Origin of the sequence: Rhodococcus sp. AB351, from assembly GCF_049538275.1 — a bacterium.
Lineage (GTDB): Bacteria > Actinomycetota > Actinomycetes > Mycobacteriales > Mycobacteriaceae > Rhodococcus.
On the sequence record NZ_JBMVFW010000011.1, the window covers coordinates 48,271 to 70,383 of the forward strand.

General features: G+C 69.6%; 24 protein-coding genes. 11 read left to right on the plus strand and 13 right to left on the minus strand.

All coding sequences use genetic code 11. The annotated features are described in order from the left end of the window. Positions 1 to 3: 3 nt before the first annotated feature. From ACPCXD_RS18680 to ACPCXD_RS18715, 8 genes are all read right to left on the minus strand, one after another. The gene (locus ACPCXD_RS18680; protein ID WP_160875100.1) at positions 4 to 1,074 is read right to left on the minus strand and encodes a quinone-dependent dihydroorotate dehydrogenase; all 1,071 of its coding nucleotides are present in this window, start codon (positions 1,072 to 1,074) and stop codon (positions 4 to 6) included. Positions 1,075 to 1,120: 46 nt separating this feature from the next. Next, positions 1,121 to 1,375: a DUF5703 family protein gene (locus ACPCXD_RS18685; RefSeq protein WP_006551956.1), complete on the minus strand. Its 255-nt coding sequence runs from the start codon at positions 1,373 to 1,375 to the stop codon at positions 1,121 to 1,123. Continuing rightward, complete coding sequence (locus ACPCXD_RS18690) at positions 1,375 to 2,397, minus strand: NHL repeat-containing protein (protein WP_423660726.1); 1,023 nt, start codon at positions 2,395 to 2,397, stop codon at positions 1,375 to 1,377. Before ACPCXD_RS18690 ends, ACPCXD_RS18685 begins: the two co-directional genes overlap by 1 nt. 139 nt (positions 2,398 to 2,536) lie before the next feature. Then, positions 2,537 to 3,409, minus strand: a complete 873-nt coding sequence (locus ACPCXD_RS18695) for a heme ABC transporter ATP-binding protein (protein WP_423660728.1) — start codon at positions 3,407 to 3,409, stop codon at positions 2,537 to 2,539. After that, entirely contained in the window at positions 3,400 to 4,497 is a 1,098-nt protein-coding gene (locus tag ACPCXD_RS18700) for a FecCD family ABC transporter permease (RefSeq protein ID WP_423660729.1), read from the minus strand. Before ACPCXD_RS18700 ends, ACPCXD_RS18695 begins: the two co-directional genes overlap by 10 nt. Before the next feature lie 7 nt (positions 4,498 to 4,504). Next, positions 4,505 to 5,527 carry a heme/hemin ABC transporter substrate-binding protein gene (locus ACPCXD_RS18705; protein ID WP_413767379.1) on the minus strand — a complete coding sequence of 341 codons (1,023 nt, stop codon included), beginning with the start codon at positions 5,525 to 5,527 and terminating at the stop codon, positions 4,505 to 4,507. 3 nt (positions 5,528 to 5,530) lie between these two features. Beyond that, positions 5,531 to 6,196, minus strand: a complete 666-nt coding sequence (locus ACPCXD_RS18710; RefSeq protein ID WP_423660732.1) for a biliverdin-producing heme oxygenase — start codon at positions 6,194 to 6,196, stop codon at positions 5,531 to 5,533. A 94-nt stretch (positions 6,197 to 6,290) separates the two neighbouring features. Then, complete coding sequence (locus tag ACPCXD_RS18715) at positions 6,291 to 7,229, minus strand: aldo/keto reductase (protein ID WP_258259473.1); 939 nt, start codon at positions 7,227 to 7,229, stop codon at positions 6,291 to 6,293. Positions 7,230 to 7,440: 211 nt separating this feature from the next. Here ACPCXD_RS18715 and ACPCXD_RS18720 point away from each other — a divergent pair, with 211 nt between their 5' ends. The 5 genes from ACPCXD_RS18720 to mshC all read left to right on the plus strand — a co-directional run bounded on the left by ACPCXD_RS18720 (position 7,441) and on the right by mshC (position 11,815). Next, positions 7,441 to 8,286 carry an undecaprenyl-diphosphate phosphatase gene (locus ACPCXD_RS18720; RefSeq protein WP_172415048.1) on the plus strand — a complete coding sequence of 282 codons (846 nt, stop codon included), beginning with the start codon at positions 7,441 to 7,443 and terminating at the stop codon, positions 8,284 to 8,286. 36 nt (positions 8,287 to 8,322) lie between these two features. Next, complete coding sequence (locus ACPCXD_RS18725) at positions 8,323 to 9,051, plus strand: histidine phosphatase family protein (RefSeq protein WP_016691414.1); 729 nt, start codon at positions 8,323 to 8,325, stop codon at positions 9,049 to 9,051. A gap of 45 nt (positions 9,052 to 9,096) precedes the next feature. Then, the gene (locus tag ACPCXD_RS18730; RefSeq protein ID WP_006551966.1) at positions 9,097 to 9,687 is read left to right on the plus strand and encodes an Rv2134c family protein; all 591 of its coding nucleotides are present in this window, start codon (positions 9,097 to 9,099) and stop codon (positions 9,685 to 9,687) included. Positions 9,688 to 9,691: 4 nt separating this feature from the next. Next, positions 9,692 to 10,498, plus strand: coding sequence for an Rv2133c family protein (locus tag ACPCXD_RS18735; RefSeq protein WP_423660735.1), 807 nt, complete (start codon positions 9,692 to 9,694; stop codon positions 10,496 to 10,498). Positions 10,499 to 10,573: 75 nt separating this feature from the next. Beyond that, entirely contained in the window at positions 10,574 to 11,815 is a 1,242-nt protein-coding gene (gene mshC / locus ACPCXD_RS18740; protein WP_138843089.1) for a cysteine--1-D-myo-inosityl 2-amino-2-deoxy-alpha-D-glucopyranoside ligase, read from the plus strand. Positions 11,816 to 11,896: 81 nt separating this feature from the next. On the opposite strand, the gene ACPCXD_RS18745 is transcribed toward mshC, so the two are convergent. Then, positions 11,897 to 12,292 carry a VOC family protein gene (locus tag ACPCXD_RS18745; RefSeq protein WP_016691418.1) on the minus strand — a complete coding sequence of 132 codons (396 nt, stop codon included), beginning with the start codon at positions 12,290 to 12,292 and terminating at the stop codon, positions 11,897 to 11,899. A 153-nt stretch (positions 12,293 to 12,445) separates the two neighbouring features. Here ACPCXD_RS18745 and ACPCXD_RS18750 point away from each other — a divergent pair, with 153 nt between their 5' ends. Next, positions 12,446 to 14,035 carry an alkaline phosphatase D family protein gene (locus ACPCXD_RS18750; RefSeq protein WP_088899284.1) on the plus strand — a complete coding sequence of 530 codons (1,590 nt, stop codon included), beginning with the start codon at positions 12,446 to 12,448 and terminating at the stop codon, positions 14,033 to 14,035. A gap of 52 nt (positions 14,036 to 14,087) precedes the next feature. Further along, complete coding sequence (locus ACPCXD_RS18755) at positions 14,088 to 14,552, plus strand: hypothetical protein (protein WP_088899283.1); 465 nt, start codon at positions 14,088 to 14,090, stop codon at positions 14,550 to 14,552. A 16-nt stretch (positions 14,553 to 14,568) separates the two neighbouring features. Here ACPCXD_RS18755 and ACPCXD_RS18760 read toward each other — a convergent pair whose 3' ends face one another. Further along, the gene (locus tag ACPCXD_RS18760; RefSeq protein WP_160875114.1) at positions 14,569 to 16,104 is read right to left on the minus strand and encodes a Mur ligase family protein; all 1,536 of its coding nucleotides are present in this window, start codon (positions 16,102 to 16,104) and stop codon (positions 14,569 to 14,571) included. Between the two features lie 110 nt (positions 16,105 to 16,214). Here ACPCXD_RS18760 and ACPCXD_RS18765 point away from each other — a divergent pair, with 110 nt between their 5' ends. Beyond that, the gene (locus ACPCXD_RS18765) at positions 16,215 to 17,723 is read left to right on the plus strand and encodes a protein adenylyltransferase SelO family protein (protein ID WP_160875116.1); all 1,509 of its coding nucleotides are present in this window, start codon (positions 16,215 to 16,217) and stop codon (positions 17,721 to 17,723) included. 296 nt (positions 17,724 to 18,019) lie between these two features. Here ACPCXD_RS18765 and ACPCXD_RS18770 read toward each other — a convergent pair whose 3' ends face one another. Both ACPCXD_RS18770 and ACPCXD_RS18775 read right to left on the minus strand, forming a co-directional pair. Next, positions 18,020 to 18,319 (minus strand): type II toxin-antitoxin system Phd/YefM family antitoxin, encoded by a 300-nt coding sequence (locus tag ACPCXD_RS18770; RefSeq protein WP_019289349.1) that lies wholly within the window; start codon positions 18,317 to 18,319, stop codon positions 18,020 to 18,022. 132 nt (positions 18,320 to 18,451) lie between these two features. Further along, complete coding sequence (locus tag ACPCXD_RS18775) at positions 18,452 to 19,084, minus strand: pyridoxamine 5'-phosphate oxidase family protein (RefSeq protein ID WP_229568081.1); 633 nt, start codon at positions 19,082 to 19,084, stop codon at positions 18,452 to 18,454. 146 nt (positions 19,085 to 19,230) lie between these two features. Here ACPCXD_RS18775 and ACPCXD_RS18780 point away from each other — a divergent pair, with 146 nt between their 5' ends. The 3 genes from ACPCXD_RS18780 to ACPCXD_RS18790 are packed head-to-tail and all read left to right on the plus strand — an operon-like array spanning position 19,231 to position 20,949. After that, on the plus strand, positions 19,231 to 19,563 hold the full coding sequence (locus tag ACPCXD_RS18780) for a hypothetical protein (RefSeq protein ID WP_423660740.1): 333 nt from the start codon (positions 19,231 to 19,233) through the stop codon (positions 19,561 to 19,563). Then, positions 19,560 to 20,501 carry a hypothetical protein gene (locus tag ACPCXD_RS18785; protein WP_229568083.1) on the plus strand — a complete coding sequence of 314 codons (942 nt, stop codon included), beginning with the start codon at positions 19,560 to 19,562 and terminating at the stop codon, positions 20,499 to 20,501. The genes ACPCXD_RS18780 and ACPCXD_RS18785 overlap by 4 nt, the downstream gene beginning before the upstream one ends. Positions 20,502 to 20,553: 52 nt before the next feature. Further along, entirely contained in the window at positions 20,554 to 20,949 is a 396-nt protein-coding gene (locus ACPCXD_RS18790; protein ID WP_024100872.1) for a tautomerase family protein, read from the plus strand. Positions 20,950 to 20,958: 9 nt separating this feature from the next. On the opposite strand, the gene ACPCXD_RS18795 is transcribed toward ACPCXD_RS18790, so the two are convergent. Then, entirely contained in the window at positions 20,959 to 22,110 is a 1,152-nt protein-coding gene (locus ACPCXD_RS18795; RefSeq protein ID WP_423660742.1) for a glycoside hydrolase 5 family protein, read from the minus strand. Positions 22,111 to 22,113: the final 3 nt, after the last annotated feature.

Consider the following 22,113-nt stretch of genomic DNA (forward strand, 5'->3'; position numbering starts at 1 on the left):
AGGTCAGACCCGTGCGGTGGCGCCCACCGCGTCGGCGATGGAGCGGTAGCCGTGCGCGCGCAGCTTGCGGGCGATGCCGCGGTTGATGCGCCGCGCCCAGAACGGACCGCCGTAGATGAAGCCGGTGTAGCCCTGGACCAGCGACGCGCCGGCGAGAATGCGCTCGAACGCCTGCTCCGGGGTTTCGATGCCGCCCACCGAGACCAGGGTGAGTCGATCGCCGACCCGCACGCGCAGTCGGCGCAGCACCTCGAGGGAGCGCTCGGCGACCGGGGCGCCCGACAGGCCGCCCGCGCCGATCTCCTCGACACGGCTCTGCGGGGTGTTCAACCCGTCGCGGCGGATGGTGGTGTTGGTGGCGACGATGCCGGCGAGCCCGAGTTCGAGTGCCAGGTCGGCCACGGCGTCGACGTCCTCGTCGGACAGGTCGGGGGCGATCTTCACCAGCACCGGCACGGTGACGGTGTCCAGCACCGCGGCGAGGATCGGGCGCAGCGACTCGACGGCCTGCAGATCCCGCAGGCCGGGGGTGTTGGGGGAGGAGACGTTGACGACCACGAAATCGGCGAGCGGACCGAGCAGTCGCGCGCTCTCGGTGTAGTCGTCGGCGGCCTGCTCGGCCGGCACGACCTTCGTCTTGCCGATGTTCGCGCCGATGGGGACGGTGCGGCGGCGCTGACGCAGCCGGTTGGCGGCCTCCCCGGCACCGTGGTTGTTGAAGCCCATCCGGTTCACGATCGCCCGGTCCTCGGGGAGGCGGAACAGTCGCGGCTGCGGATTGCCCGGCTGCGCCTGGGCGGTGACGGTGCCGATCTCGGCGAACCCGAATCCGAGCGGCCCCCACACGTCGACACCGGTCGCGTCCTTGTCGAAACCGGCCGCCAGACCCACCGGCGTGGGGAACTGCACGCCGAAGACGGTGTTGCGGAGGATGGGGTCGTCGGTGACGAGCACTTTCGCCACCAGGGCGCGCAGCGGCCCGAAGCGAGTCGACCAGCGCATCGCGAGGAAGGCGAGGTGGTGGGCTCGTTCCGGCGGCAACAGGAACATGAGCCGAAGAAGATAGCGGTACACGAACTACTCCCTGCAAGCCCGGTCCACGACGGTCCGGGATCTGTTATCAACCAACGGTGGGTTCGGGGACGTGATGGGCGGTCTTGCGGCGGCGCAGCAGCACCCGCCGGCTCCCGTCCGGATACAGACGCACCCGGGTGAGTTCCCAGCCGTGGAATTCGGCGGAGATCGCCAGACGCATCGACGCGCTCACCCGGGACACGTCCCGGGGCAGCTTGAGCGGCACGTATTCGTATTCGTCGTTGCTGGTGTCCCAACCGACGGGCATCCGGGTGAGCCGGCCGAGTCGCTCGTTCGCCATCACTGTCCTTCGATCGGGATCCGTTGCAGTCCGTCACCGGTTGCCGACGCGATCACCAGTGCCGCATCGGCCGGATCGACGGCGATCGAATTCGGTTGCCGCACCGTTGCGAAGCGGTGGCGTTCTCGCGGGATCCCGGTCGAAAGATCGTAGCCCACGACCTCGTTGCTGCCGGTCAGAGTCACCCAGATCAGGTCCCGCGTCTCGTCGTAGGTCACAGCGTACGGGGCGGGGCCGACCGGATAACGCTGCCGCAGGACGATCGCGTCGAGGGTGTAGACGAGCAGTTCGTCGCCGGTGGTGTCGGTGACCACCACGCGTCCGAACGGGTCGGTGGTCAGCTGCGTCGCGCCTTCGCCGGCGCGCAGCGCGGGCCCGAGATGGGCGTCGGCGAGGTCGAGCTCGGTGAGGGAGGTCTGCCGGCGGTCGAGCGCCGCGACGGCGTCACCGGTCACGGCGAGAGCGTCGACGGAGGCGAGGCCCCCGAGGGTGGTGGCCACCTCGCCGGATTCGGGGTCGACGACGAGCACCCGGCCGTCGTCGGTGCCGACGGCCCAGCGGCCGTCGGACAGCACGGCCGCCGACGCGGCATTGCCGTCGACCGGGACCTCGGTGATGGTGCCGTCGGCGACGTCGATGCGCAGCACGGCCCCGGACACGGGCGCGAGCACACTGCCCTCGGGGCCGGTCACGACGGTGGCGGCGGACGACGGCAGGCCCACCAGGCGCGGTTCCGTCCCGGGCCCGTCGAACGCCGTGTCGTCGAACAACGCGACCCGTGCGCCGTCGTCGACGAGCGCGGCGAAGGTACCCGTGGACGGTTCGACGACCAGCGCATCGACCTGCAGGTCGAGCGGACGGACGTCGCCGGCAGGGGACGGGCCGACCTCGGGGGCGGCCGCAGGAGTGGCGGGTTCGATGGTCTGCAGCACGTCCGGGGTGCTCTCCGACGAGCAGCCGGCCAGCACGACCATCGCGATCGCGCCCACCATCGTGACCGCTCGGATCCCCGCTCTGCCCATCGTTGCTCCTCGTCCTCGGATTCGATTCGCACCTGCCGGACGTGCTCCGGCGCCCGGCGCGCCGACCTTCAGTGTTCCTGATGCCGGTCGCGGGGAAGAAATCAGTGGGTCGTCCGACGGGCCGGATGTGATCTGCTGCTCAGGTCTGCGCCGAGGCGGACCGGTCGCGGTTCGGTCGTCGCGGCAACACGAGCGGGGTACCGGTCTCGGGGTGGCGGCCGATCGCCACCGGGTACTGGTAGACACGGCCGAGCAGCTCTTCGGTGAGGACGTCGCCGGGTGCGCCGTCGGCGACGATGCGGCCCTGTTCGAGCACACAGACGCGGTCGGCGTAGGCGGCGGCCAACCCGAGATCGTGCAGCACGACGACCACGGCGTGCCCGTCGTCGGCGCGGGCCCGCACGACCTGCATGACCGCCTCCTGATGGCCGAGGTCCAGTGCCGCGGTGGGTTCGTCGAGCAGCAGTGTCTCGGTGTCCTGGGCCAGCACCCGCGCAAGCGCCACCCGGGCGCGTTCGCCGCCGGACAGCGCAGGGAACGGCCGGTCGGCCAGATGGGCGACGTCGCAGGTCCCGAACGCCTCGGCGACGATGCGGTCGTCGTCGTCCTGTCTGGGGGTGCGCGCCCACGCGGCCCGTCCCATCCGTACGACCTGCCGGGCAGTGAACGGGAAACCGACGGTGTGCTGCTGCGGTAGCACGGCGCGGCGGCGCGCCAGGGCGATCGACGACCACCGCTCGAGGGCACGGCCCTCGACCTCGACGGTGCCGCCGCTGATCGGATGGTCGCCGGACAACGCCGCGAGCAGGGTGGACTTGCCCGCCCCGTTGGGGCCGACGAGCGCGACGACCTCACCGGTGCGCACCTCGAAGTCGACACCGTGCAGGATCTCCCGCTCGCCGCGCCGCAGTCGCACCCCCACCGCGCGCATCGTCGCGGTGCCGGGCGCCGAGCGGGCCGGGACGGCGGTCGCCGGGGATCCCAGGGAGCGGGGGAGCAGCCTCATGCCCATCCGCCTTGCTTCGCGCGGGTGCGGCGGAGCATCAGGAAGAAGACCGGACCGCCGATGAGGGCGGTGATCATGCCGAGCGGCAGGTCGGCGTTCTCGACCAGGGTGCGCGCGGCGAGGTCGGCGGCGAGCAGGACGACTGCGCCGGCGAGCACACTCGCCACGACGAGCACCCGGTGGGCGGGGCCGAGCGCCAGGCGCATCAGATGCGGCACCACGAGGCCGACGAACATGATGATGCCGGTGAAAGCGGTGGCGCCGCTGACCAGCACCGCGACCGCCAGGATCGACAGTTGCCGCACGCGTTCGACGTCCACACCCAGATGCCGGGCGACGCTCTCACCGAGCGCCAGCAGGTCGAGTTTCGGGGCGAGCAGCACCGCGACGAGCACCCCGGCCAGGGTCAGCGGGGCGACCACCGCGACGATGTCCCAGGTGGCGCCCCCGAGACTGCCGAGCTGCCAGAACACGATCTGATCGCGGGCAGCGGGAGTGGCGACGAAGGTGAAGAACGCGATGAGCCCGCCGGCGACGGCGTTGACGGCAACGCCGGTGAGGATCACCGTGACCACCTCCGTGCGTCCGTTCGATCGGGACAGCACATAGACCAGCACGGTGGTGATCAGACCGGAGACGAGTGCGGCACCGGCCAGCGCCCAGCCGGCGGTGAAGGCGCCGCCGAGCACGATCACCGCGGACGCGCCGACAGCGGCGCCGGAGGACACCCCGATCACTCCGGGTTCGGCGAGGGGATTGGCGAAGATGCCCTGCAACAGCGCCCCGGAACAGCCGAGGGCGGCACCGACGAGCATCGCCAGCACCACGCGCGGGAAGCGCACCTCCCACAAGGTCACCTCCCCGGCGGGATGCGCGGGCACCGGCCCGAGATCCAGCCCCATGCGGTGCAGCAGACTGCCGACCACCTCGGCGGGACTCGTAGGCACCTGACCGAGGCACGCCGACGCGACGGCCAGGGCGAGCAGGGCGACGACGAGACCGACGAGGACGACGGTGGTGCGTCCCCGTCCGGCCTTCCGCAGTGCCCGTTCGGGCAGACCGGTGGCTTCGGTGACGTCTTCGCTCACGGACATCCGGCGATCACGACCGGTCCGACGGGTAGAACGCCTCCACCAGGGCGGCCAGGACCTTGCCGGTCTGTGGGCCGAAGCTGAGCAGGGTCGAATCGTCCATGTCCACGATGGTGCCCGTCTTCCCGGCCGGGGTCTGCGCGACGCCCGGGAGCTGCGCGAGCCCATCCGGTCCGCCCACCGAGTCGAGGCTGTGCGTCATCACCAGGATGATGTCGGGCGCCGAGGCGATCATCGCCTCGCTGGTGATCGGCACGAACTGTGAGTCCAGGCCGGCGAGGATGCCGGCGTCGCGACCACCGGCGGCCGCGACGAGCGCATCGGCTCCCGAGCCGGGGCCGCCGAGCATCTTGATCGCCGAACCGCGCAGATAGAGGAAGGCGACGGTGGGTTCGGGATGGTCGGCGGGGATCGAGTCCTTCGCCGCGGCGATCTCGTCGAGCGTCCGTTGCGCGAGCGCGGCACCGGCCTCGGGGACGCCGAGTGCGGCCGCGACCGCCTCGATGTCGTCGGCGACGGTGTCGAGGGAGCGTTCCGGATCGACGAACACCACGGGCACGCCGGTCGCGCGGATCTGTTCCTGCACCGCCAGCGGACCGATGGAGGTGTCGGTGAGCACGACGGTCGGGTTCAGCGCGAGGATCGCCTCGGCGTTGAGACCGTGCCCGCCGGGGGTGACGTTGGGGACGTCCTCGATCGCGGGGAAGGACGCGGTGGAGCGGCCGACGAGCTTGTCGCCGAGACCGAGCGAGTACACGGTCTGCGCGAGGGTGCCGGAGCGGTCGGCCACCACGATCCGGGAGATGTCGGTGATCGTGGTCTCGACCCCGTCCACGCCGCGCACCGTGGCCGGCAGCACGGGCGCCGGGTCGGTGGTGATCGGCTCGGGTTCGGAGTCGACGACGGCGGTCCGCGGGCCCGTCGCGACATCGGTGGTCGTGCCGTCGGTGGTCGGCGCACTGCACGCGGCGACGACGAGGACACCGAGCACCGCGATCAGCGCGACCGGAAGGCGGAGGAGGGAACGGAACATCGGTCAGGCACGCACCCGGTAACGGTCGATATCGCGCGCGAGGTCGGCGAACAGCGCACCGTTGAGGCCGTACACCAGGTTCGCCTCGTCGATGACGGTCTGCTGCTGGTCGCCGTCGAGCGGTGCGGCGTCGAGCTTCGCGCGATAGGCGTCCTTGAACGGCTTGGTCTTCGGGATCCCGTCGAAGATGTAGAAGCGCAGCCCGTCGCGTTCGTAGCCGTAGGCGCGTTCGAGCATGCGGCGGATGATCTGGCCGCCGGACAGGTCGCCGAGATAACGCAGATAGTGATGCGCGAGGAAGGCTTCCGGGGACACCGCCGCGACCTGCTCGAGCCGGTCGACGTAGGCGACGGTCGCGGGCAGCGGCGCGATGCGGTCGCGCCAGTCGGAGCCGACGAGGAAATCGAGGTCGGCTTCGAGCGCGGGGGTGCGGAGCAGTTCGTCGCTGAGGAAGGGACCGGCGATCGGGTCGTCGGCGTAGCCGCGGCCGATCCGCTCGAGACTGTCGTAGACGAACCAGGTCTGCGAGATGAGCGCGGCGTGGGCTTCGGTCGACAGCTTGCCGCCGAGCAGTTCCGAGACGAACACCGAGTTCTCGGTGTCGCTGTGGGCCTGCTGGGTCTCGAGCCGGATGCGCTCGGCGAATCCGACGACTTCGGTCGCGGCCATCGACCGACCTCCCTCACATTGCCTGAACCGAATGTACTCGGCAGGCTAGCCTAACCTTCCGGAAAAAGGCAGGGTGCGGGCGGTGTCGCCGGGATCACGCGCTCACGTCGTCGAGCGCCGCGGCGATCGCCGGCGGCAACGCCAACTCCTCCGCGACCAGCACTCCGGTCAGCTGCGCGAGATCCCGGGCACCCACGAGTGTCGAGGCGACGTGCGGCCGGTCGCGCACCCACGCCAGCGCGACGGCCAGCGGCGAGGTGCCGAGACCGTCGGCGGCCGTGGCGACCGCATCGACCACGCGCACCGCGGATTCGGTGAGATAGCGGCGCACCTCCTCGGTGTGCACGTCGTCGGCGCCCCGCGAATCCGCCGGCACCCCCGACCGGTACTTACCGGTGAGGACACCGCCGGCGAGAGGAACCGCTGCGAACACACCCACTCCGTGGTGGGCGGCTGCGGGGATCAACTCCTCCTCGACCCCGCGGGCGAGCAGGGAGTACTCGACCTGCGTGCTGATCAGCGGCGCCGGACGCCGGGCCGCCCCCGCGGCGGTCGCGAGCTGCCAGCCGAGATAACCGCGCACCCCGACATATCGCACGCGCCCGCTGGTCACGGCGAATTCGAGGGCGTCCATCACCTCGTCGACGGGGGTGTGCGGATCCCACGTCGCGACCTGCCACACGTCGAGGTGGTCGGTGCCGAGTTCACGCAGGGTCGCGTCGAGCTGGTTGAGCAGGCCCGAGCGGGAGCAGTCCACCCGGCCGGAACCGAGTGTGGAGGTGTCGATGCCGGAGCTGCCCGAGAGCACCAGCTGGTCGCGGGGCACCACGTCGTCGAGCAGTTCGGCGAGGATCCGTTGCGCGACCCCGTCCCCGTAGGCGGGGGAGGTGTCGACGAGCGTGCCGCCCACATCGACGAAGGCCGACAACTGGGCTGCGGCCTCGTCGCCGTCCGTTCCGCGACCCCACGTCAAGGTGCCCAGGCCGAGCCGTGAAACCCGCAGGCCGCTCGCACCGACTGTCCTGTATTCCATAACCGTCCGCGTTTCCTCCCGACACGACGGGACGTCGCCGCGCTCGGCCACGACCCCGGTACTGCACCCTAATGCGCGACAGGCGCGCGGCAGCGTCCGGCGCGCCGACCGGTCGGCTTCCACGTACCCTTCGGCGAGTGAGAACCGCTCCCTGCATCCGCGACCACCGATCCGTCCCCACCGCAGGCTCCGTGCCGGGAGTCGCCGCATGATCGGCGAATCGATGACCTGGCTGCAGACGATCGTCCTCGGCATCGTGCAGGGCCTCACCGAGTTCCTGCCGATCTCCTCGTCCGGTCACCTGCGGATCGTGTCGGAGATCTTCTTCGGAGAGGACGCCGGTGCGTCCTTCACCGCGGTCACCCAGCTCGGCACCGAGGCCGCCGTGCTGGTGTTCTTCGCCGGCGACATCTGGCGGATCCTGCGCGCGTGGTTCCGCGGCCTGTTCCACAAGGAGCACCGCGCCGACCACGATTACAAGATGGGCTGGTACGTCATCCTCGGCACCATCCCGATCGGCATCCTCGGTGTGCTGTTCAAGGACGACATCCGCACCGTCGCCCGCAATCTGTGGCTCGTCGCCACCATGCTCATCCTGTTCTCGATCGTCATCGCGGCCGCCGAGTACTTCGGCAAGCAGCGGCGCGACGTCAGTCAGCTCACCCTCAAGGACGGTCTGGTCATGGGTTCGGCGCAGGCGCTGGCCCTGATCCCCGGTGTGTCCCGCTCCGGCGGCACGATCTCCGCCGGTCTGTTCCTCGGACTCACCCGCGAGGCCGCCGCCCGCTATTCGTTCCTCCTTGCCATTCCCGCCGTCGTGGCCTCCGGTCTGTTCAGCCTGCCCGACGCCTTCGAACCGGCGGGGGAAGGGCTCAATGCGTCGGGGGCGCAGCTGCTCGTCGCGACCGTGATCGCCTTCGCGGTCGGCTACGCGGCGATCGCCTGGTTGTTGCGCTTCGTCGTCAACCACTCGATGTACTGGTTCGTCGGCTACCGCGTGATCCTCGGCGTGATCGTGCTCGGACTGCTCGCGACCGGCGTGGTCTCCGCCACCTGAGAGGCTGCCGGCAGGCGGTACCTCTAGGCTGGGCGCATGACGGTCATCCTGCTGCGGCACGGACGGTCGACGGCGAACACCTCGCACGTGTTGGCCGGTCGTTCCCCCGGTGTCGAACTCGACGAGGTCGGCCACGTCCAGGCGAAGAATCTCGTCACCCGGTTCGCCGGGCTCGAGATCACCGAGATCGTGCGGTCACCGCTGCTGCGGTGCCGGCAGACGGTGCAGCCGCTGGCGACCGATCGCGGACTCGAACCGGTCGTCGACGAGCGGCTCGCCGAGGTCGACTACGGGCAGTGGACCGGACGCGAACTGAAGGAACTGGTCAAGGAACCGCTGTGGGCGGTCGTGCAGCAGCACGCCTCCGCAGCGGTCTTCCCGGACGGTGAAGGGCTCGCGCAGGTGCAGTCCCGCGCGGTGGCCGCGATCCGCGAACACGACCGGCGCCTGCGCGACGCGCACGGCAAGGACGTCGTGTGGATCGCGTGCAGCCACGGCGACGTCATCAAGTCGATCCTCGCCGACGCGCTCGCGACGCATCTCGACAGCTTCCAGCGGATCGTCGTCGAGCCGGCGTCGATCAGCGTCGTCCGCTACACCGACACCCGGCCGTTCGTGCTGCGCGTGAACGACACCGGTTCGGACCTGTCCGGACTCGCCGGGCCGTCCGAACCGAAGTCCGTGCCCGGCGGCGAGGTCCCCGGCGCGGTCGAGGAACCCGGCGACCCACCGCAGGGGCACCGGCAGGAGACGGCACGCGGATAATGGCAGTGTCCGTCATGGCAGAGTGTGGGGACTCGAGGAGGTGTGATGGCCCGCGCGATACACGTGTTTCGAACACCTGATCGGTTCATCGCCGGCACTGTCGGTGAACCGGGCGACCGGGTGTTCTACCTGCAGGCCGTGCACGAGTCCCGTGTGGTGAGCGTGCTTCTGGAGAAGCAGCAGGTGCAGATCCTGGCCGACCGGATGGGGCTGTTGCTCGAAGAGGTGCAGCGCCGCTTCGGCACCGTGATCCCCGACGATCCCGAGGTCGACGTCAGCCCGTTGGTGACACCGATCGAGGCCGAGTTCCGGGTCGGCACCATGGGTCTGGGTTGGGACGCCGACGCCGGATCGGTGGTGGTGGAGCTGCTCGCGGTCACCGACACCGAACTCGACGAATCGGTGGTGCTCGACGACACCGAGGAAGGTCCCGACGCGGTGCGGGTATTCCTCACCCCGGTGCAGGCCCGCGAATTCGCGGCCCGCTCCGAACTCGTCGTCTCGGCCGGGCGCGCGCCGTGCCCGCTGTGCGGCGAACCGATCGGCGCCGACGGACACATCTGCGTCCGCACCAACGGTTACCTGCGTACCCCCGGATTCGATCCGGCCGCGTGGTTCGGCGAGGAAGAAAGCTGACCGCGTGACGGCGCCGGACGTGCGGAGCGTGCTGACCGACGGCGACCTCGACGTCGTCGGGCAGATCGCGCACGCGAGCAACGCGACCCTCGTGTGCGACGCGCAGCTCGGCGACACCGAGGTGCGGTGCGTCTACAAACCCGTCCGCGGGGAGCGGCCGTTGTGGGACTTCCCTCACGGCACCCTCGCCGGACGCGAGGTTGCCTCGTACCTGATCTCCGAGGCGCTCGGCTGGGACGTCATCCCGCTCACCGTGCTGCGCGACGGCCCGTACGGCCCCGGCATGGTGCAGCGCTGGATCGACACCGTCGACACCGCGCAGGGCGGAACGGAACGCCTGGATCTGGTGGACCTGTGCCCGGCCGGTGCGGTCGCGCAGGGGTGGCTGCCGATCCTGCGTGCCCGCGATCTGGACGGCGCCGAGGTGGTGCTCGTGCACGCCGACGATCCGCGCCTGCAGCGCATGGCGGTGCTCGACGTCGTCCTCAACAACGCCGACCGCAAGGGCGGCCACGTCCTCGAAGGTCTCGACGGACACGTCTACGGCGTCGATCACGGCATCTGCCTGCACCAGGACGACAAGCTGCGCACCGTGCTGTGGGGGTGGAGCGGCGACCCGGTCGACCCGGTCCTCCTCGCCGACCTCGACAAGCTGCTGCGCCGGTTCGACGGCGGCTTCGCCGAGGAGCTGTGCGAGCACATTACCGCCATCGAGGTGCGTGCCCTGCAGCGCAGGATCACCCGCTTGCTCGAACACCCCGTGATGCCGCATCCGCGCGGCGACCGGCGCATTCCCTGGCCCGCCTTCTGACGTCCCAGCCGTTCGCCTACCGCACGCCCGGGTGCCCGCGCAGAGCACTCCCGCGACTCCATTAGGCTCGTAGTCATGCAATCTTGGTCCGACGTCGCGATCCCGTCCGTCCCCGGTCAGGGGCCTCCGTTGCGGTTGTTCGACACCGCGGACCGAGCGGTGCGTCCGGTCACCCCGGGCGACACGGCAACGATGTACGTGTGCGGCATCACCCCCTACGACGCCACGCACCTCGGCCACGCCGCCACCTACTTGACCTTCGATCTGGTCAACCGCATCTGGCGCGACGCCGGCCACGACGTCCACTACGTGCAGAACGTCACCGACGTCGACGACCCGCTGTTCGAACGCGCCGAGCGCGACGGTGAGGACTGGGTCGTCCTCGGTATGCGCGAGACGGCCCTGTTCCGCGAGGACATGGAGGCGCTGCGCGTGCTGCCGCCGCGCGACTACATCGGTGCCGTCGAATCGGTGAATGAGGTCGTCGAACTCGTCGAGAAGCTCGTCGCCTCCGGTGCCGCCTACATCGTCGACGACGCCGAGTACCCGGATGTCTACTTCCGGACCGACGCCACCGAGCAGTTCGGTTACGAGTCCGGCTACGACCACGACACGATGATGCGGTTCTTCGCCGAGCGCGGCGGCGACCCGGAGCGCCCCGGCAAGCGCGACCCGCTCGATGCCCTGCTGTGGCGCGCGGAGCGTCCCGGCGAACCGGCCTGGCCGTCGCCCTTCGGTGCCGGACGCCCCGGCTGGCACATCGAGTGCGCGGCCATCGCCCTCAACCGCATCGGCTCCGGCTTCGACGTGCAGGGCGGCGGCAGCGACCTGATCTTCCCGCACCACGAGTATTCCGCCGCGCACGCCGAAGCCGTCACCGGCGACCGGCGTTTCGCCCGGCACTACGTGCACACCGGCATGATCGGCCTCGACGGCGAGAAGATGTCGAAGTCGCGCGGCAATCTGGTGTTCGTCTCCAAGCTGCGCGGTGAGGGCGTCGACCCCGCCGCCATCCGGCTCGGGCTGTTGTCGGGGCACTACCGCGTCGACCGTCCGTGGACGTCCGAGGTCCTCGCCGCCGCCGAGGCGCGACTGGCGTTGTGGAAGCAGGCGGCGGCGCTGCCGTCGGCCGCCTCCGCCGAGGACACGGTCGCGCGCCTGCGCCAGCACCTCGCCGACGACCTCGACACCCCGAAGGCCCTCGATGCCCTCGACGGGTGGGCGACCTTCGCCGTCGAGCGCGGGGGAGACGACGCATCGGCGCCGGGTCTGTTCGCCGACGCGGTCGACGCGCTGCTCGGTGTGAACCTGCGCTGAATCCCGGTTCGTGAGTGCACATCTCGTCGCTGTGCTTCGGCGTGTCGCGACGAGATGTGCACGCGCGACCTGAAAGTGCGATCAGCTCGGCGGCGCGAAGAATTCGAGCGCGATGTTGTCGGGATCGCGGAACGACAACCCGGAACCGTACGAGGCGTTCTTGATGTCCCCGTGTGGGATACCCAGACTGTCGAGCCGGTCGCGCCACTTCTCGAGTTCGTCGGCCGTGCAACCGAACGCGATGTGGTCGAGCCCGGTGTTGCGTTCGTCGAAGGACGTCTGCGCCGGCGAACCGGAGTGGGTGTGCAGGCCGAACAGGGTGCCGCCGTCGAGTGCGAAGACCGCGTGGTGGAAGGTGCCGGATTCGTCGTCCTCGTCGAGGACGGGTGTGGCGTCGAAGAGGTTCGAGTACCACGCGGTGCTCGCAGCCAGATCCGAGACGGTGACGGCGACGTGGGTGAGTGCGGGAAAAACCATGACAGTCTCCTCCGTTCGAAGCCCCTCCTCATCGTAGACTTCGGCGCGATCGTGCCGACCCATATCTGCGTATCCCAAATGTTTCCGAGTGTTCTCCCTACGTTCGGTAACGCATTCCGTGCGAAGAAGATTCGACCACTACCTTCCGTGGCCATGCCTTTGTCACGTAGATCGTTCCTGTCGGCCGGACTCGGAATCACTGTCGTCACCGCAGCCACCTCCGTCGGTGTCACCGGATACGCGCGCGCCGACGCGCCGAGAGTGAAGGGCGACCCCTTCCTGCTGGGTGTCGCCTCGGGTGACCCGGCGCCCGATGGATTCGTGATCTGGACCCGCCTCGCCCTCGACCCGCTCGCCGAAGACGGACTCGGCGGCATGCCCAACCGGAATGTTCCGGTGCAATGGGAGGTGGCGGAGGACGAGAAGATGACCCGCGTCGTCGCACGCGGCACCGAACACGCCGTCCCCGACAGCGCTCACTCCGTGCACGTCGAACTGTTCGGCCTGCGTCCCGGACGGGAGTACTTCTACCGGTTCCGCACCGGCAACCGGTTGAGCCCGGTGGGGCGGGCGCTCACGACACCGGCCGCGGCCGAGACCCCGGCCGCCCTGACGATGGCGTTCGCGAGTTGCGCCCAGTACGAACACGGCTGGTTCACCGCCTACCGGCGCATGGCGGAGGACAATCCGGATCTCGTTCTGCACCTGGGGGATTACCAGTACGAGTACACCAGTGGCGGTTACACCAGCGACACCGGTCTCGTCCGCTCGCTCGACGGGCCCGAGACCGTCACCCTGGCGAATTACCGGCAACGTCACGCCCAGTACAAGGCCGACGCCGATCTGCAGGCCGCGCACGCGATCGCGCCGTGGCTGGTGGTGTGGGACGACCACGAGGTCGACAACAACTGGGCCGGAACGATTCCGGAGAACACCGACGCCGCTCAGGGCAACGACACCACCGAGAACTTCCTCGCCCGCCGCGCCGCTGCATTCCAGGCCTACTACGAGAACATGCCGCTGCGACCCTCGTCGGCACCGCGGGGGCACGACATGACGATCTTCCGGCGGATCCGGTGGGGGAATCTCGCCAATTTCCACATGCTCGACACCCGCCAGTATCGCGACGATCAGGCCGCCGGCGACGGGTGGAAGAAGAACGTCGCCGAACGTCACGACGAGGCACGAACACTCACCGGGACCGAGCAGGAACAGTGGCTGCTCGACGGGTTCCGTACCTCCACCGCGCAGTGGGACTTCCTCGGCCAGCAGGTGTTCTTCGCCGAACAGGACAAGGACCCGAGCCCCGATGGCGACGAGGTGAGCATGGACGGCTGGGACGGGTACGCGGCGTCACGTCATCGGATCACCCAGGGCTGGGTGGAGTCGCCGGTGCGCAACGCTGTGGTCCTCACCGGCGACGTGCACCGGCACTGGGCCAACGACATCAAGGTCGACTTCGCCGACCCGGACGCGCCGGTGGTGGGGTCGGAACTGGTGTGCACGTCGATCACGTCGAACGGCAACGGTACCGGCGCGACGCAGGTCGACCACCTGCCGGCGAACCCGCACCTGAAGTTCTACAACGACCGGCGAGGCTACGTGCGTACCACGATCACCCCGGACGCCGTGCACGCCGACTTCCGGGTGCTCGACACGGTCACCGAACCGGACGCGCCGGTGTCGACGGCGGCGTCGTTCGCCATCGTGTCCGGACAGCCGGGCCTGCAGCCGCGTTCGTAACATCCTGGACGGTCGGTACTGTGTCCCTTCACCGACCGAAAGGACTGTCTTCATGTCGATTCGCCGACGGATCACCCGCGGGGCCGCCCTCGCAGCCTCGACCGCCGCACTCGCAGCGGGTGCCGCCTGGGTGGGCGCCGGAAGTGCCGCCGCCGCACCGGTTCCCGTCCTGCAGATCCTCGGCAATGCGATCGTGCCGATCCCGTCCGGGCAGTGCCACGGCAGCATCGAGGTGGCCTACGAGCACGTACCGGGCCGACCGGATCTGGCCGAGGCGATCTTCACCCCGACCGGCACCTGGGGTGCGATCCCGGGCTGCGAGGTGCCGGTCGAGTTCGCGTGGATCAACGGGATGTTCCCGTTCACCCACGGTCACTCGGTGACCGTCGCCGGGGGCCGCACCAGCACGATCATCAACCCCGGTGCGGGTGTGAGCCTGCTCGTCTCCGTCCCGAACACCGGCGCCATGGGTGCGCCGAGCTGGGGCACCAGCGGCTACATGTGGCTGCAGCCGTAGCCGCCGAGCGGATCGCTCAGGGGCGGGGGACGCGCGAGACGGGCCGGTGTTGTGCGCGGTGCAGTGCGCGTCGCAGTTCGTCCCGGTCGTCGAACACCTGCACCGTGTCCCCGGAGACCAGGCGCGGCTCGCATCCGCGGCCGGCCACGACGACGACGTCTCCGGGACCGGTGTGGGCGACGGCGATGTCGAACGCGCGACGTCGGTCGGCCTCGACGACGACGCGGGCACTGCGCGCGGCGAAGGCACCTTCGGCGACCGCGTCCCGGAGGACACGCGGGTCCTCCGAAAGGGGACTGTCGTCGGTCACGACCACGACGTCGGCGTAGGTCGCGGCGGTGTGACCGAGCGGAAATCGCTTGCCGGGATCCCGTTCTCCGGTCGCGCTGATCACGAGGACCAGTCGCCGCTCGGGGGCGAGCGATCGGAGGAAGGGCAACAGTTCGCGTTGCCCGGACGTGTTGTGCATGTAGTCCACGAGCGCGAGAACGCCTTCGCCGGTGTCGACGCGTTCGAGCCGGCCGGGCACACTCGCGAGGGTTTCCAGACCCGCCGCAGCCTGCAGGACGTCGCCGTCGACGGCGGCCACCGAGGTGAGCGCCGTCAGCGCATTGGCCACCTGGTGGGGTCCGAGGAGCGACAGTCGCACCGGCGCACTCCCGGCCGGTGTGTGCACGGTGAAGGTGGTGCCGTGGAGATCGCACCGGATCGCGTCCGCGTACACGTCGGCGCGGGCATCGCGGGTCGAATGCGTCCACAGCGGCACGTCGACGGAGGCGGCCAGACGCCGGCCGTACTCGTCGTCGATGTTCACCACTGCCGTCTGCGTGCGGTCGGCGGTGAACAGTGCCGCCTTGGCGGCGAAGTACTGCTCCATCGTGTGGTGGAAGTCGAGGTGGTCGGGCCCGAGATTGGTGAAGGCGACGGTACGGAACCGCACACCGTCGACGCGGCCCTGGCTGATGCCGTGCGAGGACACCTCGAGCGTCACCGCCTGCACGCCCTGGTCACGGAACTCGGCGAGGGTGCGGTGCACGACCGCGGCCTCGGGGGTGGTGCGGGTCGCGGGCCGAGTGCCGGCGGGACCGCGGACGACGACCCCGCCGATCATGCCGGTCTCCACGCCGGTGGCCGCGAGCGCGGTGTCGAGGAGATAGGTCGCGCTCGTCTTGCCGTTGGTGCCGGTGATGCCGTGGACTTGCAGGTCGCGGGAGGGGTGCCCGAGAATCCACGACGCCAACGGGCCGACCACCTCGCGCGGTCGATCGACGACGAAGGCGGGCAGCAGGCGCGACGGCCGGTCGCTGAGCACCGCGACCGCACCGTGGGCGGCGGCCTCGGCCTCGAAGTCCAGCCCGTGGGCGTGGTGTCCGGGTAGCGCGACGTACAGATCGCCGGGCCGCACCGTGCGGGAATCGTCGCTGATGCCGGTGATCACGCGGTCGTGCCCGTCCGGCGGCCCGGATCGCAGGACATCGTGGAGGTGCTCGGCGACGTCGCGGACCTGGATCCGCCGGGTGGGACGGCGAGGATCGTCCGGGTCGGTGTGCACGGGGGCGGATACCCGGTCCGGGGCGGAATGATGCGCCGCCGGTGACCGGGGTCCACCGGCGTTTCCCTCGCTCCCAGCGTGCGTCGGTGTCACACGGTTACCCTCGAGGGATGACTGCGATTCCGGATTTCCCCGTCGGCACGAACACCACGATATCCGGTCTCGGCAGTTCCTTCGCCGACGAACTGAGCGGATTGTCGGTGCCGTGGCAGGGCGCCGAGGCTCCCGACCCGGAACTGCTCGCGCTCAACGAGGACCTCGCGGTGTCGCTGGGACTGGACGTTATGGCGTTGCGCAGCGCCGACGGGGTCGCCGTCCTGGCCGGCGCGGAGGTACCGGCGGGTGCGAAGCCGGTCGCGATGGCCTATGCCGGACATCAGTTCGGCGGATACGCTCCGCTGCTCGGCGACGGTCGGGCGTTGTTGCTCGGTGAACTCGTCGATTCGAACGGTGACCGCGTCGATCTGCACCTGAAGGGTTCGGGTCCCACTCCGTTCTCCCGGGGTGGGGACGGCTTCGCGGTCGTCGGGCCGATGCTGCGCGAGTATCTGGTGAGCGAGGCCATGCACGCGCTCGGCATCCCGACCACCCGTTCGTTGTCGGTGGTGGCGACCGGTCGGCCGGTCTACCGCGAGGGCGCCGAACCCGGTGCGGTACTGGCCCGGGTCGCGTCCAGCCACCTGCGGGTGGGGACCTTCGAGTTCGCGGCGCGGCAGGGCGAGGTCGTGCGTGCACTCGCCGACCACGCGATCGCCCGGCACTATCCGGATCTGCTCGACCTGCCGGAGACCGGTGAGAACAACCGCTACCTGGGTTTGTTCACCGCCGTGGTCGAGGCGCAGGCGTCGCTGGTGGCGCAGTGGATGCTCGTCGGTTTCGTCCACGGGGTGATGAACACCGACAACACCACCATCTCGGGGCAGACCATCGATTACGGTCCGTGCGCCTTCGTCGACGCCTTCGATCCGGCGGCGGTGTTCAGTTCCATCGACCACAGCGGACGCTATGCGTTCGGCAACCAACCCGCCGTCCTGAAATGGAATCTGGCGCGCTTCGCCGAAACCCTGCTCAGACTCGTCGATTCGACCCCGGATGCGGCGATCGCCGCGGTCACCGCCGTTCTGGACAGCTTCGACACCCGCTACGAGCGTCACTACCGGTCCGGTCTGGCCGCCAAACTCAGTCTCCCGGAAGACTCCCTCGACCAGGCTCGGGTCGACGATCTGCTGACGCTGCTGGAAGAGCACAATGCCGACTGGACGGCGACCTTCCGTGCCCTCGCCGACGAACTGCGCGGCAATCCGGCACCCCTCGACGGGCTCGTGCCGCGTGAGCGCTCGGCGTCGTGGCTCGAACGTTGGCGCGCCGCCGCCGAACGGGACGGCCGGGCAGCGGGGGAGAGGGCGGAGGCGATGGACCGCGTCAATCCGCTGTACATCCCGCGTAATCATCAGGTCGACGCCGCGCTGAAGGCGGCGACCGGCGGCGACCTCGAACCGTTCGCGAAGCTGCTCGACGTCGTCACGCAACCCTTCGAGGCGCGTGCCGAGTGGGCCGAATATGCCTCGCCCGCATCGCGTTCGTTCGCCGAGTCCTTCCGGACCTTCTGCGGCACCTGACCGCCCGATACTGACGAATCGAGACCGGTGTTGTTCGCGAGTTCCCAACGGATTTCGCGAACAACACCGGTCTCGGTCGATTCTGGACCAGTCGGGTGCGGGTCGGATCGCGCGGCCGGTTACGCACGAACTCGACTCCGGTCGGGCACTTGCAGGTGGCGAGTTCGCGTCGGAGGCGGCCGCGGGATCGGCGAGCTGGACGACCGCTTTCACCGCCTCGCGGCGAGACTTCCGGCATCTGCACCGCCCGGCCGCAGTGCTCGGCGGCGGTGTGCAGATGTACGGGATGGAGACGGTCAACGGGCGCGACGCCGTTTCTTGCGCTTCTTCTTGTTCTTCGCGCGCCGGCGAGCAGCCGGCGGCTGCCGCCGGCCCGTCGACGCGGCGGCCTCGAGCGAACGTTGCATCTCCCGGCGCAGGCTGTCCATTAGTTCGGGGGAGCGGAGCAGGAAGGTTGCCTCCTGCAGCGCCGCATAGCGGTCCTTGGAGATCAGGACGCCCGTGCCGCGTTTGCCGACGATCTCGACGGCGACGGTCTCGTCGTTGACCTCCCGGACCAGCTCACCGAGCCGCTTGCGTGCGGCTTTCACGGACACGGACGTTGATGGCACTCGCGGCGACTCCGATCTGTTCCTTCGACGCGGGCATCCTTTCATCACCGATGTCGGATTCGGGGGCGGACACGACGGAAAGCCCCTTCGATGTCACAACGGACAGCCCGTTCGATGTCACAGAAATGCGCGCACGGAGCGTGGCAACGCGGTCGAGGACCCGGTGATCGGTGACGGGATCGGATCGTCGGCGACGGTCCGCAACGGCACCACTCCCGCCCACACGGAGTGGTCTTCACCGTCCCCGGCGTCCTCTCCCGGTCCGACCGCCCGGACCTTTACGCTCACCTCGGTGAGCGGCACTTCCAGGACCGTGGTGGCGGCCAGTTCTTTCGGTGTCGGCGACCGGACCTCGTCCCACCGACCGGGAATCAGATGCTCCGTCACCACCTTCAATGCGTGTTCCTTCTCGCCCGGCGCGACCGGTGTGGCCACACCGAACAACACCGCACTGCGGTAGTTCATGCTGTGGTCGAAGGCCGACCGGGCGAAGACGAGCCCGTCGAGATGCGTCACCGCGACCGACACCTCGATCCCGGACCGCGCGGCGAGAAACATGCCGGCGCCGGTCGAGCCGTGCAGCAGTAACCGGTCCCCGTCGCGGCCCACCGCCATCGGCAGCACCACAGGCGATCCTTCGCGGACGAAACCCACGTGCGCGATGCGGGCCTCGTCGAGAAGCCGGTGCAGCACCGCCGGATCGTCGGTGCCGCGTTCGGGTTTGCGGGTCAGGCGCGTGCGGTCGCTCATGGCACCGATCGAAGCAGTGCCGCCGCGGCCGGTCAACCGGATTCCGAATCGAGTAGTGCGCTACTCGCGACCCTCGACGATCGCCACCACAGACTTCGTGTACAGGCACGGAGTGCGACAGTCGACCGGACGACGGAGATGACGAGATGGACAAGATCGGGGACCATGCAATCGTTCTGGGCGCGAGCGTCGGTGGTCTGCTCGCGGCCCGTGCGCCGGCAGAGTCCTACGACGCGGTGACGGTCGTCGACCGCGACGTCCTCCCGTCCGGTGCAGAGAACCGTCGCTTCCGCGACCGTCGAGCCACCTACGTGCCGAGTCGGCCGCTGCTCGAACACCATGTCCGGCGACGCGTCCGCGCCATCCCGAACATCACCCTCCTCGACGGACACAACGTCGGCGACCTGACGACGACACCCGACCGCCGCCGGGGCACCGGGGTGCAGAGATGGGCAGCGGCGACGGTGTTCGGATCATGACGGCGGATCTGGTGGTCGACGCGATGGGACGGGGCGCCCGCACCCCGGCGGGTCTAGAGAAACTCGGCTACCGACGACCGGTCGAAGAGCACGTCGTCGTCCACGTCGTGTACCGCAGCCGGCTGCTACGACTCGCGCCGGGCACACCGATGGAGAAGATGGTGTTGATCGGTGTTGTGCCGGGACGTCCGGCGGGCATGGCGCTGTTCGGCTACAAGAACGATATGTGGCTGTTCACGGTCGCTGCGATGGCCGGTCGCGAACCGCCACCGAGCCTGGGCGGCATGATCTTCGCCGTGGAGGCGTACGCACCCGACCACGTGGTGGCCGCGCTCCGGACCGCCGAACCCCTCGACGAGGACGACCTGTCCCGCAGGTTCTTCCGGGCCGCGAAGAAACCGATCGGTGCTGCGTGGCAGTTCGCGATCGGCTCCGACCTCGCGCTGCCCGAAGTCGAAGGACCCCGCAGCGTGCAGACGCGACTCGGCAACGCGTACGTGGCGCGGGTCCTGGCCGCGGCCGAGAACGATCCCGTGGTCGTCGACCGTTTCCTTCGGGTCAGCAGCCTGATGGATCCGCCCGGACATCTGATGCATCCCGCGCTCGTGGGCCGGGTGTGCGTGGGCAACCTGCGGCGACACCGGAGAATCGCCGGCATGCCTGCTGGGGCCGCCGATCGTCGGACGACATTCGTGCCCGCACACCGATGTCGCGGACGACGACCTCGACGATCACATGGCCCACGTCCTCGCCGGCATCGACGGCATGTTCTTCGGCCGTGTGGCCTACGAACTGCTCGCCCAGCACTGGCCCGCCACGGAACACTCGATCAGAGCGGTCGAGGCACGGCAGGCACGGCTGATGAACGCATTGCCGAACTACGTGCGCTCCCGATCCGCGACGGCGACCGATTGGGGACCGGCGCGGCGGATCGGTGACGACCTGCCCCACGAGGTTGCACAGGGGTTCTCCGACGGGTAGAAGTGTCGGATGCCCAGCACGCTCATCGAGGTTCGCACCCGCCACGACCGCGAGGTCGAGACCGGCATGATCGACGCCGTCCACGATGCGCTCGTCGCCGCCTTCCGGATTCCGGAGGCCGACAAGCACATCCGGCTCGTGGTTCACGAACCCGAACGCTTCGCGGTGCCGCCGACCCTGACATCGCCCGAGCTCTACACCCTCGTGATCGTCGACTGCTTCGCCGGGCGCAGCGTGGACGCCAAGCGGCGCCTCTACCGCGAGATCACCGAGCGGCTCGGCGCGTTCGCGATTCCTGCCGACCACGTGACCGTGATCGTGCGCGACATCCCGACCGAGAGCTGGGGGATCCGCGCCGGGCAGGCCGCGTGCGATGTGGATCTCGGATTCACCGTCGATGTGTGAGGACTGCTCTTACGGAGAGAACTGCGCGTTCGGGACGATGGACGACTCGAGGGAACCGAGGTCCGCGACCGCATTCCACAGCGGGTCGTCGAAGCCGATATCGAAGGTGCAGTCCGCCTCTCGCGGGTCGGGCACGAACGCCCACAGCAGCGCACCCGCGGTGCCGGCGGCGCGTTGACCCTCGATCTTCGAGGTGATGTGGTCGGCGCGGTCACCGAGCGACCCGCAGGACCCCGCGAGTTCGCCGATCTCCGCCACGAGCAACGGTTTCCCGACGGCCGCGGCCTGCGCGACCCGCCGGGCCAGGCCGTTCCACTGGTCGCCCGGCAACGGTACGCCGTCGGCGCCGTAGTCGTGGTATTGCACGGCATCGACATACGGTGAGGCACTGACGAACTGGTACTCGTCACCCTGGGTGCCGCACTGGCCACCCCCGGTGTAACCCGCCGTGATCAGGGTGTGGGGGTCGACGGCGCGCAGTTCGGCACCGGCCGTGTCGAAGAAGTCGCGCAACACCTGGGCGGCGCCGGGCTCGCACGACCGGGTCCACCACTGGCACGCGGCGTCGATGCACGAACTGGTCTCCGGCTCCCCGACCAGCTCCCACGCTGCGAGGGACGGGGAGTTCCGGTAACGGGCGACGGCAGTGTGCATCCAGTCCCGGTAGCTCATCACCACCCGCTCGTGACCCGGGGTGAATTCGGTCCACCCGTCGACGTACCACTGCCGGCTCTTGAAGACCTCGTCCTCGCACGCGCCGTCCTGGGGTGCCAGAACCGGCAGCAGCATCTGATCATGCGCTTCCGCCGCCGCGAAGACCGCGTCCATCGGTCCGAAGTCGAGTTGCCCGGTGAACCGGTTGACGGCCAGCGCCTGGAAGAGGTTGAAGCGGGTGAGCGAATTCGGCGGCAGCGCACCGAAATAGGCGTCGAGGTCGACCATTGCTCCGCATCCCCAGTTCACCGACCAGTCGGTGGCGAGCTGGTAGGCGTTGAACCCGGTCGGCCACCAGGCCCGACCGTCGAGCGCGAAACCGTCCGGCGACGCGGTCACCCGTGCACCGGGCGCCGGTGCCGCCGCCGCCGCGAGGCTCGTGCCCAGCAGCAACCCGACCACGGTCGCGGCGCCGACGATGAGTCTGGATACCCGAAGCCTCGTCATCTT